At 67.1% G+C, this 20929-nt stretch carries 20 protein-coding genes; 14 read left to right on the plus strand and 6 right to left on the minus strand.

The genetic code is table 11. The features are described 5' to 3' along the window. Positions 1-72: 72 nt before the first annotated feature. From ACX9MO_RS14615 to ACX9MO_RS14630, 4 genes are all read left to right on the plus strand, one after another. A complete protein-coding gene (locus ACX9MO_RS14615; protein WP_222489413.1) occupies positions 73-639 on the plus strand; it encodes a hypothetical protein in 567 nt (188 codons plus the stop codon). Then, positions 639-1058: a cell division protein ZapA gene (locus ACX9MO_RS14620; protein WP_222489414.1), complete on the plus strand. Its 420-nt coding sequence runs from the start codon at positions 639-641 to the stop codon at positions 1056-1058. The genes ACX9MO_RS14615 and ACX9MO_RS14620 overlap by 1 nt, the downstream gene beginning before the upstream one ends. After that, complete coding sequence (locus tag ACX9MO_RS14625) at positions 1058-1402, plus strand: MliC family protein (RefSeq protein WP_222489415.1); 345 nt, start codon at positions 1058-1060, stop codon at positions 1400-1402. The genes ACX9MO_RS14620 and ACX9MO_RS14625 overlap by 1 nt, the downstream gene beginning before the upstream one ends. A 342-nt stretch (positions 1403-1744) precedes the next feature. Further along, on the plus strand, positions 1745-2287 hold the full coding sequence (locus tag ACX9MO_RS14630) for a CHAP domain-containing protein (RefSeq protein WP_222489416.1): 543 nt from the start codon (positions 1745-1747) through the stop codon (positions 2285-2287). Between the two features lie 137 nt (positions 2288-2424). Here the strand turns inward: ACX9MO_RS14630 and grxD are convergent, their stop codons facing one another. The 4 genes from grxD to ACX9MO_RS14650 form a co-directional block, all read right to left on the minus strand. Then, positions 2425-2796 carry a Grx4 family monothiol glutaredoxin gene (gene grxD, locus ACX9MO_RS14635; RefSeq protein WP_222489417.1) on the minus strand — a complete coding sequence of 124 codons (372 nt, stop codon included), beginning with the start codon at positions 2794-2796 and terminating at the stop codon, positions 2425-2427. Positions 2797-2978: 182 nt separating this feature from the next. Next, entirely contained in the window at positions 2979-3215 is a 237-nt protein-coding gene (locus tag ACX9MO_RS14640; protein WP_222489418.1) for a BolA/IbaG family iron-sulfur metabolism protein, read from the minus strand. A gap of 121 nt (positions 3216-3336) precedes the next feature. Beyond that, positions 3337-5496 carry a phosphoribosylformylglycinamidine synthase subunit PurL gene (gene purL / locus ACX9MO_RS14645; RefSeq protein WP_462212363.1) on the minus strand — a complete coding sequence of 720 codons (2160 nt, stop codon included), beginning with the start codon at positions 5494-5496 and terminating at the stop codon, positions 3337-3339. A 428-nt stretch (positions 5497-5924) separates the two neighbouring features. Next, on the minus strand, positions 5925-6830 hold the full coding sequence (locus tag ACX9MO_RS14650) for a LysR family transcriptional regulator (protein WP_222489420.1): 906 nt from the start codon (positions 6828-6830) through the stop codon (positions 5925-5927). A gap of 200 nt (positions 6831-7030) precedes the next feature. Here ACX9MO_RS14650 and ACX9MO_RS14655 point away from each other — a divergent pair, with 200 nt between their 5' ends. The 10 genes from ACX9MO_RS14655 (at position 7031) to ACX9MO_RS14700 (ending at position 18821) form a co-directional block, all read left to right on the plus strand. Beyond that, complete coding sequence (locus ACX9MO_RS14655; protein WP_462212364.1) at positions 7031-10459, plus strand: indolepyruvate ferredoxin oxidoreductase family protein; 3429 nt, start codon at positions 7031-7033, stop codon at positions 10457-10459. A gap of 65 nt (positions 10460-10524) precedes the next feature. Further along, entirely contained in the window at positions 10525-11430 is a 906-nt protein-coding gene (locus ACX9MO_RS14660; RefSeq protein ID WP_222489422.1) for a lysophospholipid acyltransferase family protein, read from the plus strand. 7 nt (positions 11431-11437) lie between these two features. Further along, positions 11438-12250 (plus strand): glutamate racemase, encoded by an 813-nt coding sequence (locus ACX9MO_RS14665; RefSeq protein WP_222489423.1) that lies wholly within the window; start codon positions 11438-11440, stop codon positions 12248-12250. A 78-nt stretch (positions 12251-12328) separates the two neighbouring features. Continuing rightward, positions 12329-13357 (plus strand): N-acetyl-gamma-glutamyl-phosphate reductase, encoded by a 1029-nt coding sequence (argC, locus tag ACX9MO_RS14670; RefSeq protein ID WP_222489424.1) that lies wholly within the window; start codon positions 12329-12331, stop codon positions 13355-13357. Between the two features lie 24 nt (positions 13358-13381). Further along, positions 13382-13852, plus strand: coding sequence for a cytochrome c maturation protein CcmE (gene ccmE, locus ACX9MO_RS14675; RefSeq protein WP_222489425.1), 471 nt, complete (start codon positions 13382-13384; stop codon positions 13850-13852). A gap of 62 nt (positions 13853-13914) precedes the next feature. After that, on the plus strand, positions 13915-14529 hold the full coding sequence (locus tag ACX9MO_RS14680) for a holin-associated N-acetylmuramidase (RefSeq protein WP_462212365.1): 615 nt from the start codon (positions 13915-13917) through the stop codon (positions 14527-14529). Next, positions 14520-15035: a holin family protein gene (locus ACX9MO_RS14685; protein WP_462212366.1), complete on the plus strand. Its 516-nt coding sequence runs from the start codon at positions 14520-14522 to the stop codon at positions 15033-15035. Before ACX9MO_RS14680 ends, ACX9MO_RS14685 begins: the two co-directional genes overlap by 10 nt. 361 nt (positions 15036-15396) lie before the next feature. Then, positions 15397-17364 carry a heme lyase CcmF/NrfE family subunit gene (locus ACX9MO_RS14690; protein ID WP_462212367.1) on the plus strand — a complete coding sequence of 656 codons (1968 nt, stop codon included), beginning with the start codon at positions 15397-15399 and terminating at the stop codon, positions 17362-17364. 47 nt (positions 17365-17411) lie between these two features. Next, on the plus strand, positions 17412-17846 hold the full coding sequence (locus tag ACX9MO_RS14695) for a cytochrome c-type biogenesis protein (protein ID WP_462214459.1): 435 nt from the start codon (positions 17412-17414) through the stop codon (positions 17844-17846). Between the two features lie 198 nt (positions 17847-18044). Further along, positions 18045-18821, plus strand: coding sequence for an enoyl-CoA hydratase-related protein (locus tag ACX9MO_RS14700; RefSeq protein ID WP_462212368.1), 777 nt, complete (start codon positions 18045-18047; stop codon positions 18819-18821). A 152-nt stretch (positions 18822-18973) separates the two neighbouring features. Here the strand turns inward: ACX9MO_RS14700 and ACX9MO_RS14705 are convergent, their stop codons facing one another. Both ACX9MO_RS14705 and gltA read right to left on the minus strand, forming a co-directional pair. Next, positions 18974-19399, minus strand: a complete 426-nt coding sequence (locus ACX9MO_RS14705; RefSeq protein WP_462212369.1) for a GFA family protein — start codon at positions 19397-19399, stop codon at positions 18974-18976. 196 nt (positions 19400-19595) lie between these two features. Next, entirely contained in the window at positions 19596-20891 is a 1296-nt protein-coding gene (gltA, locus tag ACX9MO_RS14710) for a citrate synthase (protein ID WP_222489432.1), read from the minus strand. Positions 20892-20929: the final 38 nt, after the last annotated feature.

The raw sequence follows: 20929 nt of genomic DNA on the forward strand, positions 1-20929 counted from the left end.
CCCGGTCCCGGGAGCGTCCCGAACGACCCGCGCCCCCAGCGGCTGAGAGACAAGTGAGGATCCCCCGAGGCAATGAGTGAGAGCGAAACCCAGATCAAGGAGCTGCAGCGGCGCATCACCGCGGCCATGCTGCGCATCGACCGCGGGCTCGAGACCCTCTCCACCCCGGCGACCTCCGAGGCCGATGTCCTGCGCCTGACCGCGGCGCTCGACGAGGAACGCCTGGCCAATGCGCAGCTCGAGGAGCGGGTGCGCGCGATCAAGGCCCGGCAGGACGAGAGCGTTTCCAAGCTGGAACAGGCCGTGAAGGATCAGGCCGAGGCAGCACGGCGTCTCGATGGCGCGTTGCAGCAGCTTCAGGCCGCCAATGCGCAGCTGCGAGAGAACAACGCGGCCCTGAGGGCGGCGAACGCGCAAGGGGTGGGCGATCCCACGCTGATCAACCGCTCGCTTCAGGCCGAGGTCGAGGCCCTGCGCGCCGCGCGGATCGCCGACCGGGCCGAGGCCGATGCGATCCTCGGCGCGCTCGGCCCGCTGGTGGCGGGCGGCACGCCGGTGCCCGCGCTCGACGGCGCGATGCCCACCGATGCCACGCCCGGGGACGACGGGTTCGTCGCCGGCCTGACGGAGGACAAGTGATGCCCGAAGTGGAAATCGAGATCGGCGGCCGGACCTTCGAGGTCGCCTGCCAGCCCGGCGAGGAACATTTCCTGCAATCCGCGGCGCGGATGCTGGACACCGAGGCCTCGACGCTCGTCGACCAGATCGGGCGCATTCCCGAGGGGCGGATGCTGCTCATGGCGGGGCTGATGCTGGCCGACCGGACGGCGGGCATGGAAGACAAGCTGCGCGAGGCCGAGGCCGAGATGGCCGAGTTGCGCGGTCAGATCTACGAGCTTCAGACCCGACCGGCCCCCGCGCCGGAGCGGGTCGAGGTGCCGGTGGTGCCGCGCAGCGTGAGCGATGCGCTTGCCGACCTCGCCGCGCGGGCGGAATCCATGGCCGACGCCGTGGAAGACCGCGTGGCCACGCTGCCCAAACCGGCCGAGACCTCCTGATGCGGGCCACGCTCGCCCTGCCGGTCCTGCTCTGCGCGGCGCTGCCGGCGTGGGGCAAGACCGACATCATCCAGACGCAGTACCTCTGCGAGCGCGACGTGCTGATCCCTGTCGTCTACGTGAACGACGGTGAGGGCGGGGGGCAGGCGATCCTCGTGGCCGAGGGACAGCAGGTGATGCTGGGCCGGGCGGTCAGCGGATCGGGCGCACGCTACGCCGCACCGGAGGGTGTCTCGGGCTACACATGGTGGTCCAAGGGCGACACGGCGATGCTCGGCTGGTTCGACGCGGACATCGGCGAAGAGGTCACGCTCTTCGCCCATTGTCTCGAATCCGGCGACTGAGCGCCGCGTCTCCCCGGAAATCTCCACATCAGCTTCGGGTGGCAAGAGGCCGGAATCCCTGCGATTCCGATCGCGCTTCCGCTACGTCATCTGCTTTTTTGACAGGCAGGATGGAACCCGACGGGCGAATTATTGCCAAGTCGTAAACTCCTCACTTCCCATCACGCAAAAATTTCAGGAATGTCACACCGGGCCGAGTCAGGCAGTTCGGCACCACCACTCGAAGTCAAAACACTCGAATAAAAAACTGTTTGGGGACAGATCAGCGTGAAACGCGCACTATCGTCGAAGATCGGCCTGCCACTGCTGTGCGCGGCCCTGATCACTACATCCGCATGCTCCATGAATCCGAACGACTCCTCGCGCAAGTTCGCGGGGGATGAGGTCTCGATGCTCGACCCCGAGCGTCAGGAACTCGCCGTCGCCACCGCCGAGGCGCTGCGCGCCCGGGGCGGTCGCGTCTGGTGCGTGCCCTTCGCGCGCAACGCCAGCGGCGTCGAGATCCGCGGCGACGCCCGGACCTGGTGGCGCCAGGCCGAAGGCAAGTTCGACACCAGCCACACGCCGCAGATCGGCGCCGTCATGGCCTTCAAGGCAACCCGCGGGATGCCCCTTGGCCATGTCGCCGTGGTGTCCAACGTGGTTTCGGAGCGCAAGATCCTGATCGATCACGCCAACTGGCACCGTAACCAGGTGTCGCTGGCCATGGGCGTGATCGACGTGTCCGAGAACAACGACTGGTCCAAGGTCCGGGTCGAGAGCGCCCCCGACAGCTATGGCAGCGTCTATCCGATTTCGGGGTTCATCAACCCCAGCATCGCGCAGGAACAGGAGCCCAAGAAACGTGGCTGGCTGCGCGAAGTCGTCTCGACCAAGGGCAGCTGAGCCGGGGCGAGCGACGGGCCAAAGGCAGAGACCTGACCGGCCAAGTTCAACGAGGGACAAGAAAGAGCCCCGCGGTCCGGAAGGATCGCGGGGCTTCTCTTTGCTGCTGCGGGCGCACGAGGGGCCCGGCGACAGGATCAGGCGTTCGCGGCCCGGATCTTCTCGGCTGCGTCCTTGTCGTAGGTGACGCCGCTGGTGTCGAAGAGCGTGTCGAGTTCGCCCGACAGGGTCATCTCGGTGACGATGTCGCAGCCGCCCACGAATTCGCCCTTCACGTAGAGCTGCGGGATGGTCGGCCAGTCGGAGAAGTCCTTGATCCCCTGGCGGATGTCGGCGTCCGCGAGGACGTTCACATCCTTGAAGTCGACGCCCATGTAGTTGAGCACGCCGGCCACACGGGAAGAGAAGCCGCACTGCGGCATTTCCTTGGTGCCCTTCATGAACAGCACCACGTCGTTCGCGCCGATGGTCTCGGCAATCACGCTTTGCGCGTCAGTCGTCTCGGTCATGTCTGGTTCCTTGGTTCGTTCTGGCAGGGCCTTCTGGCACAGCTCCTGCCGGTGTTCGCTGGCTTTCCGCTGGCGCACCGGCTCCCCTTGGCGCGCATAATCGCACAAAGGGATGCATGTTTCCAGCGCGACGCAAGGCCGCTGCCAGAGGTGTCCTGCAGGGGCGCCGGTCGGGGCAGGGATCAGGCGGGCGCGCGTGTCGTCAGCGCGAGGGCGTGGAGGTCTCCGTTGGAGCCGTCCATCTTGCCCTTCAGCGCGGCGTAGACGGCGCGCTGCTGCTGGACGCGGTTTTGCCCGCGGAAACTCTCGTCGACGACCACGGCGGCGAAATGCTGACCGTCGTCGCCCTGCACCTCGATCTGGGCCTGCGGGAAGCTCTCGCGCAAAAGGGCCTCGATTTCATGGGCTTGGATGGGCATGGCTGTCTCCGTTCCTGGGCTTGGTCAAATGTAAATCCTCGCAGCCTGCACGACAAGAGGCAGCGGCCCGCCCCGGTGAGGGGCGGGCCGCGAAGAGCCGGATGCAGAACTGCGGAAAAGGTCAGTCGAAGGCGGCGCCGAAGGCCCCGCGATAGAGCGCGGCCAGTTCCTCCAGCGGGGCCGAGACGCCGCCGAGGGTCACGTCGCTGCCACCGAACTTGCCGACGGTCTTGAGTTGCACGCCCGCCTGACCGGCGGCCACCATCAGTGCCTCTGCGGCGTCGAAGCTGCAGGCGATGAGGTAGCGCGCCTGATCCTCGCCGAAGAGCTGACCCATGTCCGCCTCGTCGATCGTGACGCCGGTGCCCGCGGCCTCGGCCATCTCGAAGGCGGCAAGGGCAAGCCCGCCGTCGGAGAGGTCGGTGCAGGCCCGGATCCACGCGCGGTTCTCGCGGATGAAGTCACCGTTGCGGCGCTCGGCCTCGAGGTCCACGGCAGGGGCGTCGCCCTCGGCACGGTTGAAGACTTCCGCCAGCAGGGCCGACTGGCCGAGGTGGCCCGCCGTCTCGCCCACGAGGATGGCCACGTGGCCTTCGCGTGCGGTGCCGGTGATCGCGTCCTCGGCCTTCTCGATCAGGCCCACGGCGCAGATCGTCGGCGTCGGCAGGATCGCGGAGCCGTCGGTCTCGTTGTAGAGCGAGACGTTGCCCGAGACGATCGGCGTGTTCAGCGCGGCCACGGCCTCGCCGATGCCTTTGATGGCGCCGACGAACTGGCCCATGATCTCGGGCTTCTCGGGGTTGCCGAAGTTCAGGTTGTCGGTGGTCGCGAGGGGCAGGGCGCCCACGGCGGTCAGGTTGCGGTAGGCTTCCGCCACCGCCTGCTTGCCGCCCTCGACCGGGTTCGCCTTGACGTAGCGCGGGGTCACGTCCGAGGTGAAGGCGAGCGCCTTCTCGGTGCCGTGCACGCGGATGATCCCGGCGCCGAGGCCCGGGGTGCGCATGCTGTCGGCCATGACCATCGTGTCATACTGCTCGTAGACCCACTGCTTCGCCGCGTAGTTGACGGAGCTGACAAGCGCCTTGAGCCCGTCGATGGGATCGACCGCCGGCACCTCGGCCAGCGGCTCGGCCGCGGGGGTCTCGACCCAGGGGCGGTCGTATTCCGGGGCGGAGGAGGAGAGTTTCGACAGCGGGAGGTCGGCCTTGGTCTCGTTGCCGTGCAGGATGAGGAAGCGGTCTTCGGCGATGGTCTCGCCGACGATGGCGAAGTCGAGGTCCCACTTGTCGAAGACGGCCTTGGCTTCGGCCTCCTTCTCGGGGCGCAGCACCATGAGCATCCGCTCCTGGCTCTCCGACAGCATCATCTCGTAGGCGGTCATGGCCTGTTCGCGGCAGGGGACGGCGTCGAGGTTCAGCACGATGCCAAGCTCGCCCTTGTCGCCCATCTCCACGGCGGAACAGGTCAGGCCCGCGGCGCCCATGTCCTGGATCGAGATCACGGCGCCGGTCTGCATCAGCTCCAGCGTCGCCTCCATCAGGCGCTTCTCGGTGAAGGGATCGCCGACCTGAACGGTGGGGCGCTTCTCTTCGATGGTCTCGTCGAATTCGGCCGAGGCCATGGTCGCGCCGCCGACACCGTCACGGCCGGTCTTGGCGCCGAGGTAGACCACGGGCATGCCCACGCCCGAGGCGGCGGAGTAGAAGATCTTGTCCGCATCGGCGAGGCCCGCGGCAAAGGCGTTCACGAGGCAGTTGCCGTTGTAGGCCGGATCGAAGCGCACTTCGCCGCCAACGGTCGGCACGCCGAAGCAGTTGCCGTAGCCGCCGATGCCCTCGACCACGCCATGCACCAGCTGGCGCGTCTTGGGGTGGTCGATCGCGCCGAAGGAGAGCGAGTTCATCGCGGCGACCGGACGGGCGCCCATGGTGAAGACGTCCCGCAGGATGCCGCCCACGCCGGTGGCCGCGCCTTGGTAGGGCTCGATGTAGGAGGGGTGGTTGTGGCTCTCCATCTTGAAGATCACGGCCTGTCCGTCCCCGATGTCCACGACGCCCGCGTTCTCGCCGGGGCCGCAGATGACCTGCGGGCCCTCGGTGGGCAGGGTGCGGAGCCACTTCTTGGACGACTTGTAGGAGCAGTGCTCGTTCCACATCGCCGAGAAGATGCCGAGCTCGGTGAAGGTCGGTTCGCGTCCGATGATCTCGAGGATACGGTCGTATTCCTCGGGCGAGAGCCCGTGGCTCGCGATCAGGTCGGGCGTGATGGCCGGTTCTTGCATGGAGATCCCCCGGGGAAAAGCTGGTCGGGCCTCCTTTACGACAGCTTCGGCTGCGGGGGAAGGGGCGGACCGGCCCCCGGTTGGGCCCACGTCACATAGGCGTCACACCTATTACACGCGAGCGTGCGCGTTTAGCGTGATTCTCGTGAAGTGCAAGGGGGAAACGGCCGCTGCGGCGCAGAAAGCCAAAAAAAAGGCCGAGCACGAAGCTCGGCCAAGTCCAACAGGGAGGTATGAAGATGATGCGCTGTTAAGCGGCCATCACCGTCGAGGGCTGAAATAAGCGTCGAAATTGAATCGCACAAGGGATTCTTTGCCGCAGTGCGCACATGGCCGCTATGCAGTCGCCGCAAGTCGGCGTTGAATACGGGAATTTTCCCCGAAAACGCAGTCTCCGGGAGCGTGCCTGTTTTTTGTGCGGGAGGGTCTCAGTCCGGGGCGCGTTCCTTGATCCGGCGCCGGTGCGCAATCACCTCGTCCTGCACGAACTCGCGGAATGCGGAGATTCGCTTGGAGTGACGCAACTCTTCCGGGAATGCGAGGAAGACGGGAACCTCGTTCGATTCGATATCCGGCAGCACGCGTTCCAACTCGGGGAAGTCATCGGTCAGGTAGTCGGGCAGGACCCCGATGCCCAGATCCGCGATCACCGCCTGCAGCACGCCGAAGTAGTTGTTCACCGTCAGCAGGGAGGGCACGTCATAGGTCATGAGGTGCTGCACGAGGCTGGCGCCCGCCGCGACCTGCGCCGAGTTCGGGTTCTGGCAGATCAGGCGGTGGGTGCCCACTTCCTCGATCTCCTGCGGGCGTCCGTGGGCGTCGAGGTAGGCGGGGCTGGCATAGAGCCGCATCCGCACCGACATCAGGCGCTTGCGGATCAGGTCCGCCTGGCTCGGCTCCTTCATGCGGATCGCCACGTCGGCCTCGCGCATGGGCAGGTCGAGCACGCGTTCCTCGAGCATCAGGTCGATCTTGAGATTGGGGAACTTCTCGTAGAGCTTCGGCAGGCGCGGGGCGAGCCAGAGCGAGCCGAAGCCCGTCGTCGTGGTCACCTTCAGCTCACCGAAGACCTCTTCCTCGCTGTCGCGAATCCGCGCGGTGGCGGTGTCGAGCCGTTTCGACATGGCGCGGGCCGCGTCGAACAGAAGCTCGCCCTGTTCCGTCAGGATCAGCCCGCGCGCGTGGCGGTGGAAGAGGGTGGTGTTCAGGCTTTCCTCGAGCGCCCGGATCTGTCGCGAGACAGCCGATTGAGACAGGTGGAGAACATCCCCCGCATGTGTCAGGCTGCCCGCATCCGCGACCGCGTAGAAAATCCTAAGTTTGTCCCAGTCCATACCGTCTCTTTCGCCCGAACCCCCGGTACACGGAGGCCGTCTCACCGGGCCTCGCGCGCGTCTTGCCCGATACTGATTTTTCGGGCGCTTGCTAGACCTTTAGCATGGTCACGGACAGGGGGCAGGGAAAAAATCGGTTTGTGGGTCAGGTATTATTACCTAGTATTGATATATAACTAGGCAGAGGAGGTAACGCGACGATGACCCTACAGGATGTCTCGCTCAAGGACCGCTTCGACCTCACCAAATCGCCCGTTCTGCTGAACGGGACGCAGGCGCTGGTCCGGTTGATGCTTATGCAGAAGGAACGGGATCGCGCCGCCGGGTTGAACACCGCCGGCTATGTCACCGGTTACCGCGGCTCTCCCCTGGGCGCCGTCGACATGCAGATGACCCGCGCGGCCAAGCTCTTGGCCGAAGCGGATGTGACCTTCCACGAAGGCCTCAACGAGGACCTCGCGGCCACGGCGCTCTGGGGCGCGCAGCAGGCCGAGCTTCGTGGAGAGGGCAAGTACGACGGGGTCTACGGGCTCTGGTACGGCAAGGGGCCGGGGGTCGACCGCTCCGGTGACGTGATGCGCCATGCCAACATGGCCGGCACCTCGCCGAATGGCGGCGTGATCATGGCCATGGGCGATGACCACACCGGCGAAAGTTCCACCGTGCTGCACCAGTCGGAATGGGCGATGGTCGATGCCTACATGCCCGTGGTCAGCCCCGCAGGCGTGCAGGAAATCCTCGACATGGGGGCCTATGCCTACGCGCTCAGCCGCTTTGCGGGCGTCTGGGTCGGGCTGAAATGCGTCAAGGACACGGTCGAGGCCACGGCCGTCGTGGACGGCGATCCGCACCGCATGTCCTTCGTCACCCCGGACTTCCAGATGCCCGAGGGCGGGCTGAACATCCGGCTGGGCGACAGCCCGCCGGAGCAGGAAGCGCGGATGCTCGACTACAAGCGCTACGCGGCCGAGGCGTTTGCCCGCGCCAATGGCATCGACAAGCGCATGTGGGGCAAGCCGGGGGCCCGGATCGGCCTCGTTTCGGCGGGCAAGAACTGGCTCGACGTGGTCCACGCGCTCTCTCTGCTCGGCATCGACGAGGCCGAGGCCGAGCGGCTGGGGATCACCACCTACAAGGTGGGGCAGGTCTGGCCGCTGGACATGCAGGGCTTCCACGACTGGGCCGAGGGGCTCGACCTGATCATCGTCGTGGAAGAGAAGCGCAAGCTGATCGAGGTCCAGATCAAGGAGGCGATCTTCGACGACCGGCGCGGGCGCCGGGTCTGGGGCGCCTTCAAAGGCGGCGGCGTGGGCGCGACCCATGGCGAGGTGCTCTTCCCCGCCAAGATGGCGCTCGACCCGGTGATGATCGCCGAGAAGCTGGGCACCATCTTCATCGACGAGGGCCGCGACAGCGAGGCTCTGCGCGCAGCCCTCGACAGCCTCGCGGAGGTGCGTCGCAACGACAATGTCGAGGATCTGGCCGCCCGGCTGCCTTATTTCTGTGCAGGCTGTCCTCACAATACCTCGACCAAGGTCCCCGAGGGGAGCCGCGCCTACGCCGGCATCGGCTGCCACTACATGGTCCAGTGGATGGACCGGGAGACCAGCGGCTTCACCCACATGGGGGCCGAGGGCGCGAACTGGATCGGCGAGGCGCCGTTCTCCACCACGAAGCACGTGTTCCAGAACATCGGGGACGGGACCTACAACCACTCCGGCATTCAGGCGATCCGGGCCGCCGTCGCGGCGGGCACGACGATCACCTACAAGATCCTCTACAACGACGCCGTCGCCATGACCGGTGGCCAGCCCAACGACGGCGGCATGGACAGCTATCGCCTCGCGCGGGAGTTGGAGGCGATGGGGATCCGGAACCTCGCCCTCGTCTACGACGAGAAGGAAGAGATCGAGCTCGACGGCTATCCCAAGGCCTTCAAGCGGGCCGAGCGCGCCCATTTGCAAAGCGTGCAGGAAGAGTTTGCAAAGACCGAGGGCGTCTCGGCGATCCTCTATATCCAGACCTGCGCCGCCGAGAAGCGCCGTCGCCGGAAGAAGGGCAAGTTCCCAGATCCCGATCGGCGGGTCTTCATCAACACCGATGTCTGCGAGGGCTGCGGCGACTGCGGGGTGCAGTCGAACTGCGTCGCCATCGTGCCGGAAGAGACGGAGCTGGGGCGCAAGCGGGCGATCGACCAGTCGGCCTGCAACAAGGACTTCTCCTGCCTCAAGGGCTTCTGCCCCTCCTTCGTGACCCTGAAGGGCGCCACGCCCAAGAAGGCCGAAGCCTCGGCCGAGCTGGACCTGCCGCATCTGCCGATGCCCGAGCTGCCCGTGATCAAGGGCACCCATAACATCGTGCTGACCGGCGTCGGCGGCACCGGCGTCGTGACGCTGGGGGCCGTGCTGGCGCAGGCCGCGCAACTCGACGGCAAGGGCGCGGGGATGATGGAGATGGCGGGGCTGGCCCAGAAGGGCGGGGCAGTGCACATCCACCTGCGTCTGGCCGAAAAGCCCGAGGACATCAGCGCGATCCGCGTTGCCACCGGCGAGGCCCATGCGCTGATCGGCGGTGACCTCGTCGTCTCGGCGGGCTCCAAGACGCTGGGGCTGACCCAGACCGGCCGCACCGGCGCCGTGGTCAACAGCCACGAGATCGTGACCGGCGACTTCACCCGCGATACCGAGTTCCGCCTGCCGAGCGAACAACTGGCCCTGACGCTGGAGGCGCGGCTGCGCGAGGGGCTCGCGCTGTTCGACGCGACCGAACTGGCGCGCGCGGTCATGGGGGATTCGATCTACTCCAACATGATGATCATGGGCGGCGCCTGGCAGCGCGGGCTGATCCCGATCACCCTCGAGGCCATCACGCGCGCGATCGAGATGAACGGCGCAGCGGTGGAGCGCAACAAGCGCGCCTTCGACGTGGGTCGCTGGGCCGTGCTGCATCTGGAGGAGGCCCGCCGGCTGGCCAAACCGGCCGAGGTCATCCCGCTGCCCAAGTCGCTGGACGAGAAGGTCTCCTTCCGCGAGACCCATCTGATGTCCTACCAGGGCAAGGGGCTCGCGAAGAAATACCGCAAGATGGTCGACAGCGTGGAGGACCCGCGCCTGCGTGAGGCGGTGGCGAAGGGCTATCACAAGCTCTTGTCCTACAAGGACGAATACGAGGTCGCACGGATGCATCTCGACACCCGCGCCAAGGCGAAGGAGCAGTTCGAGGGCGACTTCGAGATGACCTTCCACCTCGCGCCGCCGATCATGGAGAAGGAAGGCGACGATGGCCGCCCGCTCAAGCGGACCTTCTCGGAGAAGACCATGATGCGGCTCTTCCCGCTGCTGGCGAAGATGAAGGGCCTGCGCGGCACGCCGCTCGATCCCTTCGGGCGCACGGCGGAGCGCAGGATGGAGCGCGCCCTGATCGACCAGTATGAGAAGGACATGGCCGAGGTGCTGCCCCATGTGGGCGATGCCACCCTCGACATCGCCGTGGCGCTGGCCGAACTGCCGCTGCAGATCCGCGGCTATGGCCCGGTGAAGCTTGCCAACGAGCAGAAGGCCGCGAAGCAGCGCGAGGCCCTGCTGGCCAGCTTCCGCTCCGGTGGCGGGATGGCGCGCGCCGCCGAGTAGGGGGCCACGTTCAGACTGGATTGAGACCTCCTGCGGCATTATCTGTGCCGCAGGGGAGCAACCAGATGACGACCGACCACCGCCAGATCGCAAGGGACATCAGCTATTCCGGCTCCGCTGCCTCGCGCGGGGGCAGGGCGCTGATCAAGATGATCGAGAACATCACCGGCCGCCCGTCGCTGATCCGCCGGGCCGAGGGCTATGACACCGAGGTCGCGGCGGGCCGCGACTTCTGGTCGGTCATGGTGGAACGCTATGGCCTCTCGCTGCATGTCAGCGGCGGCGCGCTGGAGAATATCCCGGCGCAGGGCCCGCTGATCGTGATCGCGAACCACCCTTACGGCGTGCTCGACGGGCTGATGATGGGCCATATCCTGCACCGGACCCGGGGCGATTTCCGCATCCTTGCCAACCGCGTCTTCCAGAAGGCGCGCGATCTGGACGAGGTGCTGCTGCCGATTTCCTTCGACGAGACGAAGGAGGGCGTGGCCCAGAACCTCGAAACCCGCCGCCGGACGCTGGCCTACCTCGCCGCCGGCGGCTGCGTGGGCATCTTTCCGGGCGGCACCGTGTCGACCGCGCTCAAGCCCTTCGGCCAGCCGATGGACCCGGGCTGGCGCGGCTTCACGGCGCGGATGATCGCGCGCTCCGGCGCGACGGTGGTGCCGGTCTTCTTTGCCGGCCATACCTCGCGGCTCTTCCAGCTGGCGAGCCATGTCCATGCCAACCTGCGCCTCGGCCTGCTGCTGAAGGAGTTCCGCGCCCGGGTCGACAGCCCGGTCGAAGTGGTCATCGGTGCCCCGATCCCGCCCGAGGAAATTGCTGCAAGGGCGAAGGACACCAAAGCAATGATGGATTTCCTGCGCAAAGCGACGTATGAGCTTTCCCCGAAGCCGTTGAAAAGTTACGAATACGGCTTTGAATTCGAGGAACGGCACCGCACGGCGCGGGACCGGAAAACACAGGACTGACAAAGGGATGGCGGTTGGCATCTTTGATAGCGGCCTTGGCGGGCTGACCGTTCTGGATGCAGCGTCGCGGCAATTGCCCGACGTGCCCTTCGTCTATTACGGCGACAACGCGAACGCGCCCTACGGCGTGCGCGACGCCGATGACATCTACGAACTGACGACCCGGGGCTGTGCGCGGCTCTTCGAGGCGGGCTGCGATCTGGTGATTCTGGCCTGCAACACGGCCTCCGCGGCGGCCCTGCGCCGGATGCAGGAGGGCTGGGTGCCCACCGACAAACGCGTGCTGGGGGTCTTCGTGCCGCTGATCGAGGCGCTGACCGAACGCCAGTGGGGCGACAACTCGCCCCCGCGCGAGGTGGCGGTGGAACACGTGGCGCTCTTCGCCACCCCCGCGACGGTTGCCAGCCGGGCCTTCCAGCGCGAACTGGCCTTCCGTGCCATCGGCGTCGATGTCGAGGCGCAGGCCTGCGGTGGTCTCGTCGATGCGATCGAGGAGGGCGACCTGATCCTCGCCGAGGTCCTCGTGCGCGGTCATGTGGATGCGCTGCGGCGCAAGATGCCCCGGCCGCAGGCTGCGATCCTCGGCTGCACCCACTACCCGCTGATGCTGGACATTTTCCAGGAAGAGCTGGGGCCCGACGTGACCGTCTACTCGCAGGCCCAGCTGGTGGCCGCCTCGCTTGAGGATTACCTCAAGCGGCATCCCGCCATGGTCGGCCCGGGGCAGGAGCGCCTTTTCCTGACCACCGGCGACACGCGCAAGGTCTCGAACAACGCGACGCAGTTCCTGCGACGACAGATCACGTTCCTGCCAGCCTGACCCGTCCCCGTGGACGTCCCCCAAGACTTATTCTAAATTCTGAATGCCCCATACGGGCTATCGAGAGGGCCTGACCCAATGGCAAAGCAAATCGCAATCCTCGGCGCATCCGGGTACACCGGGGCGGAACTCGTCCGCCTGATCGCCTCGCATCCGGACATGGAAATCGCGGCCCTCGCGGCCGAGCGCAAGGCCGGCATGTCGATGGCCGAGGTATTCCCCTTCCTGCGCCACATGGACCTGCCCGACCTCGTGAAGATCGAGGAGATCGACTTTTCCAAGATCGACCTCGCCTTCTGCGCCCTGCCGCACAAGACCTCGCAGGCGGTGATCCGGGAATTGCCCAAGGATCTCAAGATCGTGGACCTCTCGGCCGATTTCCGGCTGCGGGACGCGGCGGAATACGAGAAGTGGTACGGCAACCCGCATATCGCGCTCGAGCAGCAGGCCGAGGCCGTCTATGGCCTGACCGAGTTCTACCGGGACGAGATCGCCGGCGCGCGTCTGGTTGCCGGCACCGGTTGCAACGCGGCCACCGGCCAGTTCACCCTGCGCCCGCTGATCAGCGCCGGGATCATCGCGCTGGATGACATCATCCTCGACATGAAATGCGCCGTCTCCGGCGCGGGCCGCTCGCTGAAGGAGAACATCCTCCACGCCGAGTTGAGCGAGGGCTACAACGCCTATTCCGTCGGTGGCAAGCACCGGCACCTCGGCGAGTTCGATCAGGAGTTCTCGAAACTCGCGGGCGAGCCGGTGAAGGTGCAGTTCACGCCCCACCTGATCCCCGCAAACCGCGGCATCCTGTGCACGGCCTACGTAAAGGGCGCGCCGCAGGCTGTCTTTGATGCACTTCAAGGCGCCTATGCGGAAGAGCCGTTTATCGAGGTGCTGCCCTTCGGCGAAACGCCGTCCAGCCATGACGTGCGCGGTTCCAACTTCGTGCATATCGGCGTGACGGCGGACCGGATCGAGGGGCGGGCGATCATCGTCACCGTGCTCGACAACCTGTGCAAGGGGTCGTCCGGTCAGGCGATCCAGAACGCCAACCTGATGCTGGGTCTGGACGAGACCGCGGGCCTGATGCTCGCGCCGCTCTTCCCGTAAGACCGCACTGCAAGAGAGGGTCCGATGAAGGGGCTGAAGAAGAAACGTCGCATCCAGATCATCGCGCTCGCGGTGGTGGCCCTCGTGATCTCCACGGGGCTGATCGGCTACGCGATGCGCGACGGGATCAATTTCTTCCGCTCCCCCTCGCAGGTGGTCGAAGCGCCGCCCTCCGCCTCCGAGACCTTCCGCCTCGGCGGGCTAGTGGAGGAGGGCAGCCTGCAGCGCGGGCAGGGCGACGTGATCCGCTTCGCGGTGACCGATGGCGGGGCCACGGTGCCGGTGGTCTACAACGGCCTGCTGCCCGATCTCTTTGACGAGGGACAGGGCATGATCGGCACCGGCCGCTGGGTGAACGGCGTCTTCGAAGCGACCGAGATCCTTGCCAAACACGACGAGAGCTACATGCCGAAAGAGGTCATCGACGCGCTGAAGGAACAGGGCGTCTACGAGGACCCGAACAAGCCGTCGACCAAGGGGGCGAGCGGTAGCTGAGCGATCCGTTAACCCTGCAAACGCAAGCTGACCCCCGTGTACATCGCACGGGGGTTTCGTTTATGGCAAGGGATGTGCGGCAACTGGCCGAGGAGATCGTGGCCCGCGAAGGCGGCTACGTCGATGATCCGGATGATCCGGGCGGGGCGACCAACCACGGGGTGACGATCCACACGCTGCGGCGGCTGGGGCGGGACCTGACCGGCGATGGCCGGGTGGACCGCGCCGACGTGCGGGCGCTGAGCCGGGCGCAGGCGGTCGAGATCTTCCTGACGGACTACTTCGAGGCGCCGGGGCTGGGGCAACTGCCCGAGGTGCTCTGGCCAACGGTCTTCGACATGTATGTCAACGCGGGTGCGCAGGCGGTGAAGATCCTGCAACGGCTGCTGTGCCAGATGGGCTGGCCCGTGGCGGTGGACGGGGTGATCGGCCCGCAGACGGCGGCGGCGGCGCAGGCGGCGGCCGGGGCCGCGCCCGAGCATATCGCCGACGCCTACGGCATCGCGCGGCGCAACTACTACTTCCAGATTGCCGACCGGCGCCCTGCCAGCCGCAAGTACGCCCGCACCCGCGCGGGCGGCAAGGGCGGCTGGATCCGCCGGGCGGAGGCGTTCATCGCCCCGCGCTATCACCTGAGCGACGCCGACTTCCGGGCGCGGGTGGCGGCATGGGGATGATCGACCGCCTGCTGGGGCTGCCGCTGGGGCGCGGGGCCAATGTCCTGCGCGAGACGATCGAGGTCTTTCGCGAGAACACCGAGGCGGGCGCCCTGCGCGACCACGAGGGCCGGGCCGCGGCGCTGGAACAGTTCGCGGCCGAGTTCACGCCGCGCCGCACCGCCTTCGACAGCGTGATCGACGGGCTGAACCGCCTGCCGCGCCCGTTGCTGGCGCTCGGCACCATCGGGCTCTTCGTCTCGGCCATGGTCAGCCCTGCGTGGTTCGCCACGCGGATGGAGGCCCTCGCCGCCGTGCCCGAGGCGCTCTGGTGGCTGATGGGGGCGGTGATCTCCTTCTACTTCGGGGCGCGGCACCAGTGGCAGGGGCAGGCGTTCCAGCGTGACCTTGCCGCCTCGGCCCTGCGGCTCGGGCTTCAGGCGCGGGATGCGTCGGGTGAGGACGCGCCCGGGAAGGACGCCGCCCCGAACCCCGCACTGGAGGCGTGGCGGCACCAGCGGAGATAGGGGAGGCGGCGCGGCGGGCCTGGGCGCAGGTAGGTGTGCATGACGCCGGCCTCCGGCGTGGGGGCAGCGAGGTCGGGCCAGAGAGAGCCGCGCGAGTGAGTGCACGCCGAAGGAGGGGTCACGGATGGGTTTGCCCAGAAAGGTTCGCCCATAATGGGCTGGCCTGACACGTGTGCCCTGCGAGGCCCGGTCGGAGCGCTTGGAGCAGAGACGCAGGGCCAGAACCGTCGGGCCAGAGAGGTTTAACCCTCAAGGCTGCACCAGAGACGCCCATCCGCATCCCCCAAGCCGCGACAATGTGAACGACCGCGCGCGCGGAAAGCGTTTTACCGCCGAGCCCCGCTGGCCCTATAAGCGGGACATGTTTACGGAACTCGGTCACTTCGCCCTCGTGCTGGCCTTCGCGGTCGCGCTGTTTCAATCCATCGTGCCGCTGATCGGCGCGGCGCGGCGCGTGCCCGGCTGGATGTCCGCCGCGGAACCGGCGGCAAATGCCCAGTTCCTGCTGATCGCCTTCAGTTTCGCGGCGCTCACCTATGCCTTCGTCACCTCGGATTTCTCGCTGCTGCTGGTGGTGAACAACTCCCACTCGCTCAAGCCGATGCTCTACAAGGTGACCGGCGTCTGGGGGAATCACGAGGGCTCGATGCTGCTCTGGGTGCTGATCGTGGCGCTCTTCGGGGCGGCGGTCTCGTGGTTCGGATCGAACCTGCCGCCGACGCTCAAGGCCCGCGTGCTGGCGGTGCAGGGGATGATCGGCGCGGCCTTCCTCGCCTTCCTGCTCTTCACCTCGAACCCGTTCCTGCGCCTCGCGGTGCCGCCCTTCGACGGGCATGACCTGAACCCGCTGCTGCAGGACCCGGGCCTCGCCTTCCATCCGCCGTTCCTCTACCTCGGCTATGTGGGCCTCTCGATGTCCTTCTCCTTCGCCGTTGCGGCGCTGATCGAGGGGCGTGTCGACGCCGCATGGGGCCGCTGGGTGCGGCCCTGGACGCTGGCTGCGTGGATCTTCCTGACCATCGGCATCGCGCTCGGCTCGTGGTGGGCCTATTACGAGCTTGGCTGGGGCGGCTTCTGGTTCTGGGACCCGGTCGAGAACGCCTCCTTCATGCCCTGGCTGATCGCAGCGGCGCTGCTGCATTCCGCCATCGTGGTGGAAAAACGCGAAAACCTGAAGGCGTGGACCGTGCTGCTGGCGATCATCGCCTTCGGCTTCTCTCTGATCGGGGCCTTCATCACCCGCTCGGGCGTGATCACCTCGGTCCATGCTTTCGCCAATGACCCCGAGCGCGGCGTCTTCCTGCTGCTGATCCTCGCGGTCTTCATGGGCGGGGCGCTGACGCTCTTTGCCTTCCGGGCGGATGTGCTCTCCTCCCGCGGGGTCTTCAGCCTCGTCAGCCGGGAAAGCGGCCTCGTCTTCAACAACATCCTGCTGGGCGTGGCGGCCTTCGTGGTCTTCGTGGGCACGATCTGGCCGCTGGTGGCGGAACTGGCCTTCGGGCGCAAGCTGTCGGTGGGCGAGCCGTTCTTCAACATGGCCTTCACGCCCTTCATGATCGCCATCGGGGTGATCCTGCCCTTCGGTGCGCTGCTGCCGTGGAAGCGCGGCAAGCTGGGCCGGATCGCGAAAATGCTGGTGCCCGCCATGGTGCTGGCCGTGGCCGTCGGTGCGCTGACATGGGCGATGCAAAGCGAGCGCAGCGCGCTTGGGCCCATCGGCCTGATGCTGGGATCGTGGCTTGTCGCTGGCAGCCTCGTCGACATCTGGTCGCGCACGGGCCGGGGCGGGGGCCGCCTGGGCCGCCTGCGCCGCCTGCCGCGCGCGGACTGGGGCAAGGCCGTGGCCCATGCCGGGCTTGGCGTCACGATGATGGGCATCGCGGGCATGCTGGCCTGGCAGCTCGAGGACATCCGCGTGGTGCAGGAGGGCGACACCTACGAGGTCGGCGCCTATGCCCTGACGCTGGAAGGCGTTGAGCGGGTGCAGGGGCCGAACTACGTCTCCACCATGGGGCACATCCGGATCGAGAAGAACGGCCGCACCGTCGGCATGCTCGACCCCGAGAAACGCTTCTACCCCGTGGCGCGGATGCCCACGACCGAGGCCGGGATCGACAACGGTTTCCTGCGCGACATCTACGTCGCCATCGGCGATCCGCAGGCAGGCGGTGGCTGGGCCATGCGCTCCTACGTGAAACCGCTGGCAAACTGGATCTGGCTCGGCGCCTTGCTGATGGCCTTCGGGGGCGCGCTCAGCCTCTCCGACCGGCGCTACCGCGTGGCGGCAGGCGCCCGCAAGGCCGCGCCGCAGGGGGTGCCCGCGGAATGAAACGTCTGCTTGCCACCCTGACGCTCTGCCTCTCGCTTGGCCTGTCCATGGGCCTGTCACTCACGACGCCGGCGTTTGCCGTCCAGCCGGACGAGATGCTCTCCGACCCGGCGCAGGAGGCGCGGGCCCGCGAGGTCTCCAAGGACCTGCGCTGCCTCGTCTGCCGGAACGAGAACATCGACGACAGCAACGCCGACCTCGCCCGCGACCTGCGCCTGCTGGTGCGCGAACGGATCGTGGCCGGGGACAGCAACGAGGAGGTGAAGGACTTCCTCGTGGCGCGCTACGGCGAATACGTGCTGCTGAACCCCACCAAGGGCGGGGCCAACTGGCTGCTCTGGGGCGCCGGGCCGCTGATGCTGATCGCGGGGCTGGGGATCGCGGGCGTGTTCCTGCGCCGCCGCTCCACCGCCGCCGCCACGGCCGAGGCCGGGCTCTCCGCCGAGGAAGAGGCGCGTCTCAAGGAACTTCTCAAGGACTGAGGACGGGGCGGAAGTGACGCCCCGTTCCGTCCCGGCCCCCCTTGGCCGCGGGCGCGGAATGCGCTTGGATGCGGTGCAGCCCGCGGGGCCGAGGGCGGCGCGGCAACGAGAGGCCGGGCCGCCAGCCGCCCCGCAGGGAGGGGCCGAGCGGCAAGTGGCGCGGCAATCAGAGGTCGGGCAATTTAAGGGAGGACATCAATGGATTACGAGACGATCACGCTGACCGTGACGGACGGGGTCGCCGTGGTGCGGCTGAACCGGCCGGAGGTGATGAACGCGCTCAACGCGCGGATGCGGGCAGAGATCACCCATGCCTTCGGCGCCGCCGAAAAGCAGGCCCGGGTGGTGGTGCTGACGGCCTCGGGCCGGGCCTTCTGCTCTGGTCAGGATCTGTCCGACAGCTCCGACATCGCGAACCCGGATCTGGAGCGCACCCTGCGCGACGAATACGCGCCGATGCTGCGGGCGATCGCCAATTGCGCCGTGCCGACCATCGCGGCCGTGAACGGGGCCGCCGCCGGGGCGGGGGCGAACCTCGCGCTCTGCGCCGACGTGGTCATCGCGACCGAAAGCGCCTACTTCATGCAGGCCTTCACCCGGATCGGGCTGATCCCCGACGCGGGCGGCACCTACTGGATGCCGCGCTCCATGGGCGGGCCCAAGGCCATGGGGGCCGCGCTTTTCGCCGAGAAGATCAGCGCGCAACAGGCCGACGCCTGGGGCATGATCTGGGAATGCGTCGCCGATGACACCTTCGAGGCCCAGTGGCAGGCGCGCGCCGCCCACCTCGCGCAGGGACCGACGCTGGCCTACGGCTTCGTGAAACAGGCGATCCGCGAGAACTGGGGCCATGATCTGGAGGCGCAGATCGCGCTGGAGGGCAAGCTGCAGGGCACCGCCGGCAAGAGCCGTGACTTCAAGGAGGGCGTGGTGGCCTTCCTCGAAAAGCGCCCCGCCAAGTTCGAGGGCCGCTGAGGCGCGGCGCCGAGGCCCCGTAGAAGGATCAGGAACGCCCCCGCCGCTGGCCGGGGGCGTGTGTCGTTTCAGGGCCCGGGGCGGGCTGAAGCCGAACACAGGCCGAACATAGGCTGGGGGCAGGCCGGGGACAGGCCCGGACCTGGGCGGGCTCAGGATGAAGGTTCGAACCGCAGGATGCCCGCCACGCGCGGCCCGCCAGTGCCGTCCGAGGGGTGCGAGACCCCGTCCATCACCGGCACCTCGGGGAAGTCGAAGGGGCTGACGCCCTCCAGCACGGCGACATTGATCCCGAACTGATGCGGGTTCGAGCGCCGCTGGTGATGGGTGTAGATCCCGCAGGTCTTGCAGAAGTGGTGCTTCGCCGTGCCGGTGTTGAACTGGTAGAGCGCGAGATTGTCCGCGCCGGCGAGGAACTCGATATCCTCCAGCCGGGCCGAGACGGCGATGGCCCCCCGCATCCGGCAGTAGGAGCAGGTGCAGCGCCGGGCGCTGTCAAAGCCGCTTTCCAGCCTTACTCGGAAGCGGACCGTGCCGCAGTGACAGGCCGCCGCCTGCCAGGGTCTGTCGTCGCTCATGTCCGGCCCTCCATGCCGTGGATGGCGTGACGGTAGGGCGGGGCGCGGGGCGCCGCAACGGGGTTGGACCGGGGCGTGAAGGACCGCGGCGTGCGGGGCAGGGGCAGTGCTGTGCCGGGTCCAACGAAAAAGCGCCCCGCAAGGGGGCGCTTTCCGATCTCGTTCAGGGGCTGGCCGGAGCCAGCCTTCGGGCCGCTCAGCGGTTCTCGACGTCCACGTAGGGGCGTTCCGAGGCACCGGTGTAGAGCTGACGGGGACGGCCGATTTTCATCTGCGGATCCTCGATCATCTCTTTCCACTGCGAAATCCAGCCGACGGTGCGCGACAGCGCGAAGATCGGGGTGAACATCGCGGTCGGGAAGCCCATCGCCTCGAGGATGATGCCCGAGTAGAAGTCGACGTTCGGGAACAGCTTCTTGGAGACGAAGTAATCGTCCTCCAGCGCCTGACGCTCGAGCTCCTTGGCGACCTGAAGCGTCGGGTTGTTCTCGACACCCAGCAGTTCCAGAACCTCGTCCGCCGACTCTTTCATGACCTTCGCCCGCGGGTCGAAGTTCTTGTAGACGCGGTGGCCGAAGCCCATCAGGCGGAACGGATCGTTCTTGTCCTTGGCGCGGGCGATGTACTCGGGGATCTTGTCGACCGAACCGATTTCGCGCAGCATTTCAAGGCAGGCCTGGTTGGCGCCGCCGTGGGCCGGGCCCCAGAGGCAGGCGATACCCGCTGCGATACAGGCGAAGGGGTTCGCGCCCGAGGAGGAGGCCAGACGCACGGTCGAGGTCGAGGCGTTCTGCTCGTGGTCGGCGTGCAGGGTGAAGATCCGGTCCATCGCGCGGCTCAGGATCGGGTCGACCTGGTATTCCTCGGCCGGCACGGCAAAGCACATGCGCAGGAAGTTCGACGCATAGTCGAGGTCGTTGCGCGGATACACGAAGGGCTGGCCGATGGTGTACTTGTAGGCCATGGCCGCGATGGTCGGCATCTTGGCGATCATGCGGATCGAGGCGACTTCACGCTGCCACGGGTCCGAGATGTCGGTGCTGTCGTGGTAGAAGGCCGACATGGCGCCGACGACGCCGGTCATGATGGCCATCGGGTGCGCGTCGCGGCGGAAGCCGGTGAAGAACCGGTGCATCTGCTCGTGCACCATGGTGTGGCGCGTGACGCGAGTTTCGAAGTCTTCCAGTTCGGCTGCGGAGGGCAGGGCGCCGTAGAGCAGCAGGTAGCAGACTTCGAGGTAGTGCGACTTGCCGGCCAGATCGCTGATCGGGTAGCCGCGGTGCAGAAGCACACCTTCCTCGCCGTCGATGAAGGTGATCGAGCTGTCGCAGGATGCGGTGGAGGTGAAGCCGGGGTCGTACGTGAAGACGTTCGCCTGGCCGTACAGTTTACGGATGTCGATGACATCCGGCCCTTCCGTCGGCGACAGCACTGGCAGTTCGTAGGTTTTCCCGTCGAGCGTCAGCGTTGCCGTTTTGTTCGTATCTGTCATGTACTTCCCTTCCTCTAATCCCGCATGCCCCGGGGGAA

This window comes from Pseudooceanicola profundus, from assembly GCF_054919315.1.

Coding starts and splice junctions, on each gene's coding strand:
- ACX9MO_RS14615 (WP_222489413.1), top strand. CDS start 73: ATGAGTGAGAGCGAAACCCAGATCAAGGAGCTGCAGCGGCGCATCACC.
- ACX9MO_RS14620 (WP_222489414.1), top strand. CDS start 639: ATGCCCGAAGTGGAAATCGAGATCGGCGGCCGGACCTTCGAGGTCGCC.
- ACX9MO_RS14625 (WP_222489415.1), top strand. CDS start 1,058: ATGCGGGCCACGCTCGCCCTGCCGGTCCTGCTCTGCGCGGCGCTGCCG.
- ACX9MO_RS14685 (WP_462212366.1), top strand. CDS start 14,520: ATGGGGATGATCGACCGCCTGCTGGGGCTGCCGCTGGGGCGCGGGGCC.
- grxD (WP_222489417.1), bottom strand. CDS start 2,796: ATGACCGAGACGACTGACGCGCAAAGCGTGATTGCCGAGACCATCGGC.
- purL (WP_462212363.1), bottom strand. CDS start 5,496: ATGCAAGAACCGGCCATCACGCCCGACCTGATCGCGAGCCACGGGCTC.
- ACX9MO_RS14660 (WP_222489422.1), top strand. CDS start 10,525: ATGACGACCGACCACCGCCAGATCGCAAGGGACATCAGCTATTCCGGC.
- ACX9MO_RS14690 (WP_462212367.1), top strand. CDS start 15,397: ATGTTTACGGAACTCGGTCACTTCGCCCTCGTGCTGGCCTTCGCGGTC.
- ACX9MO_RS14630 (WP_222489416.1), top strand. CDS start 1,745: ATGAATCCGAACGACTCCTCGCGCAAGTTCGCGGGGGATGAGGTCTCG.
- ACX9MO_RS14650 (WP_222489420.1), bottom strand. CDS start 6,830: ATGGACTGGGACAAACTTAGGATTTTCTACGCGGTCGCGGATGCGGGC.
- ACX9MO_RS14655 (WP_462212364.1), top strand. CDS start 7,031: ATGACCCTACAGGATGTCTCGCTCAAGGACCGCTTCGACCTCACCAAA.
- ACX9MO_RS14695 (WP_462214459.1), top strand. CDS start 17,412: ATGGGCCTGTCACTCACGACGCCGGCGTTTGCCGTCCAGCCGGACGAG.
- ccmE (WP_222489425.1), top strand. CDS start 13,382: ATGAAGGGGCTGAAGAAGAAACGTCGCATCCAGATCATCGCGCTCGCG.
- argC (WP_222489424.1), top strand. CDS start 12,329: ATGGCAAAGCAAATCGCAATCCTCGGCGCATCCGGGTACACCGGGGCG.
- ACX9MO_RS14680 (WP_462212365.1), top strand. CDS start 13,915: ATGGCAAGGGATGTGCGGCAACTGGCCGAGGAGATCGTGGCCCGCGAA.
- ACX9MO_RS14665 (WP_222489423.1), top strand. CDS start 11,438: ATGGCGGTTGGCATCTTTGATAGCGGCCTTGGCGGGCTGACCGTTCTG.
- ACX9MO_RS14700 (WP_462212368.1), top strand. CDS start 18,045: ATGGATTACGAGACGATCACGCTGACCGTGACGGACGGGGTCGCCGTG.
- ACX9MO_RS14640 (WP_222489418.1), bottom strand. CDS start 3,215: ATGCCCATCCAAGCCCATGAAATCGAGGCCCTTTTGCGCGAGAGCTTC.
- ACX9MO_RS14705 (WP_462212369.1), bottom strand. CDS start 19,399: ATGAGCGACGACAGACCCTGGCAGGCGGCGGCCTGTCACTGCGGCACG.
- gltA (WP_222489432.1), bottom strand. CDS start 20,891: ATGACAGATACGAACAAAACGGCAACGCTGACGCTCGACGGGAAAACC.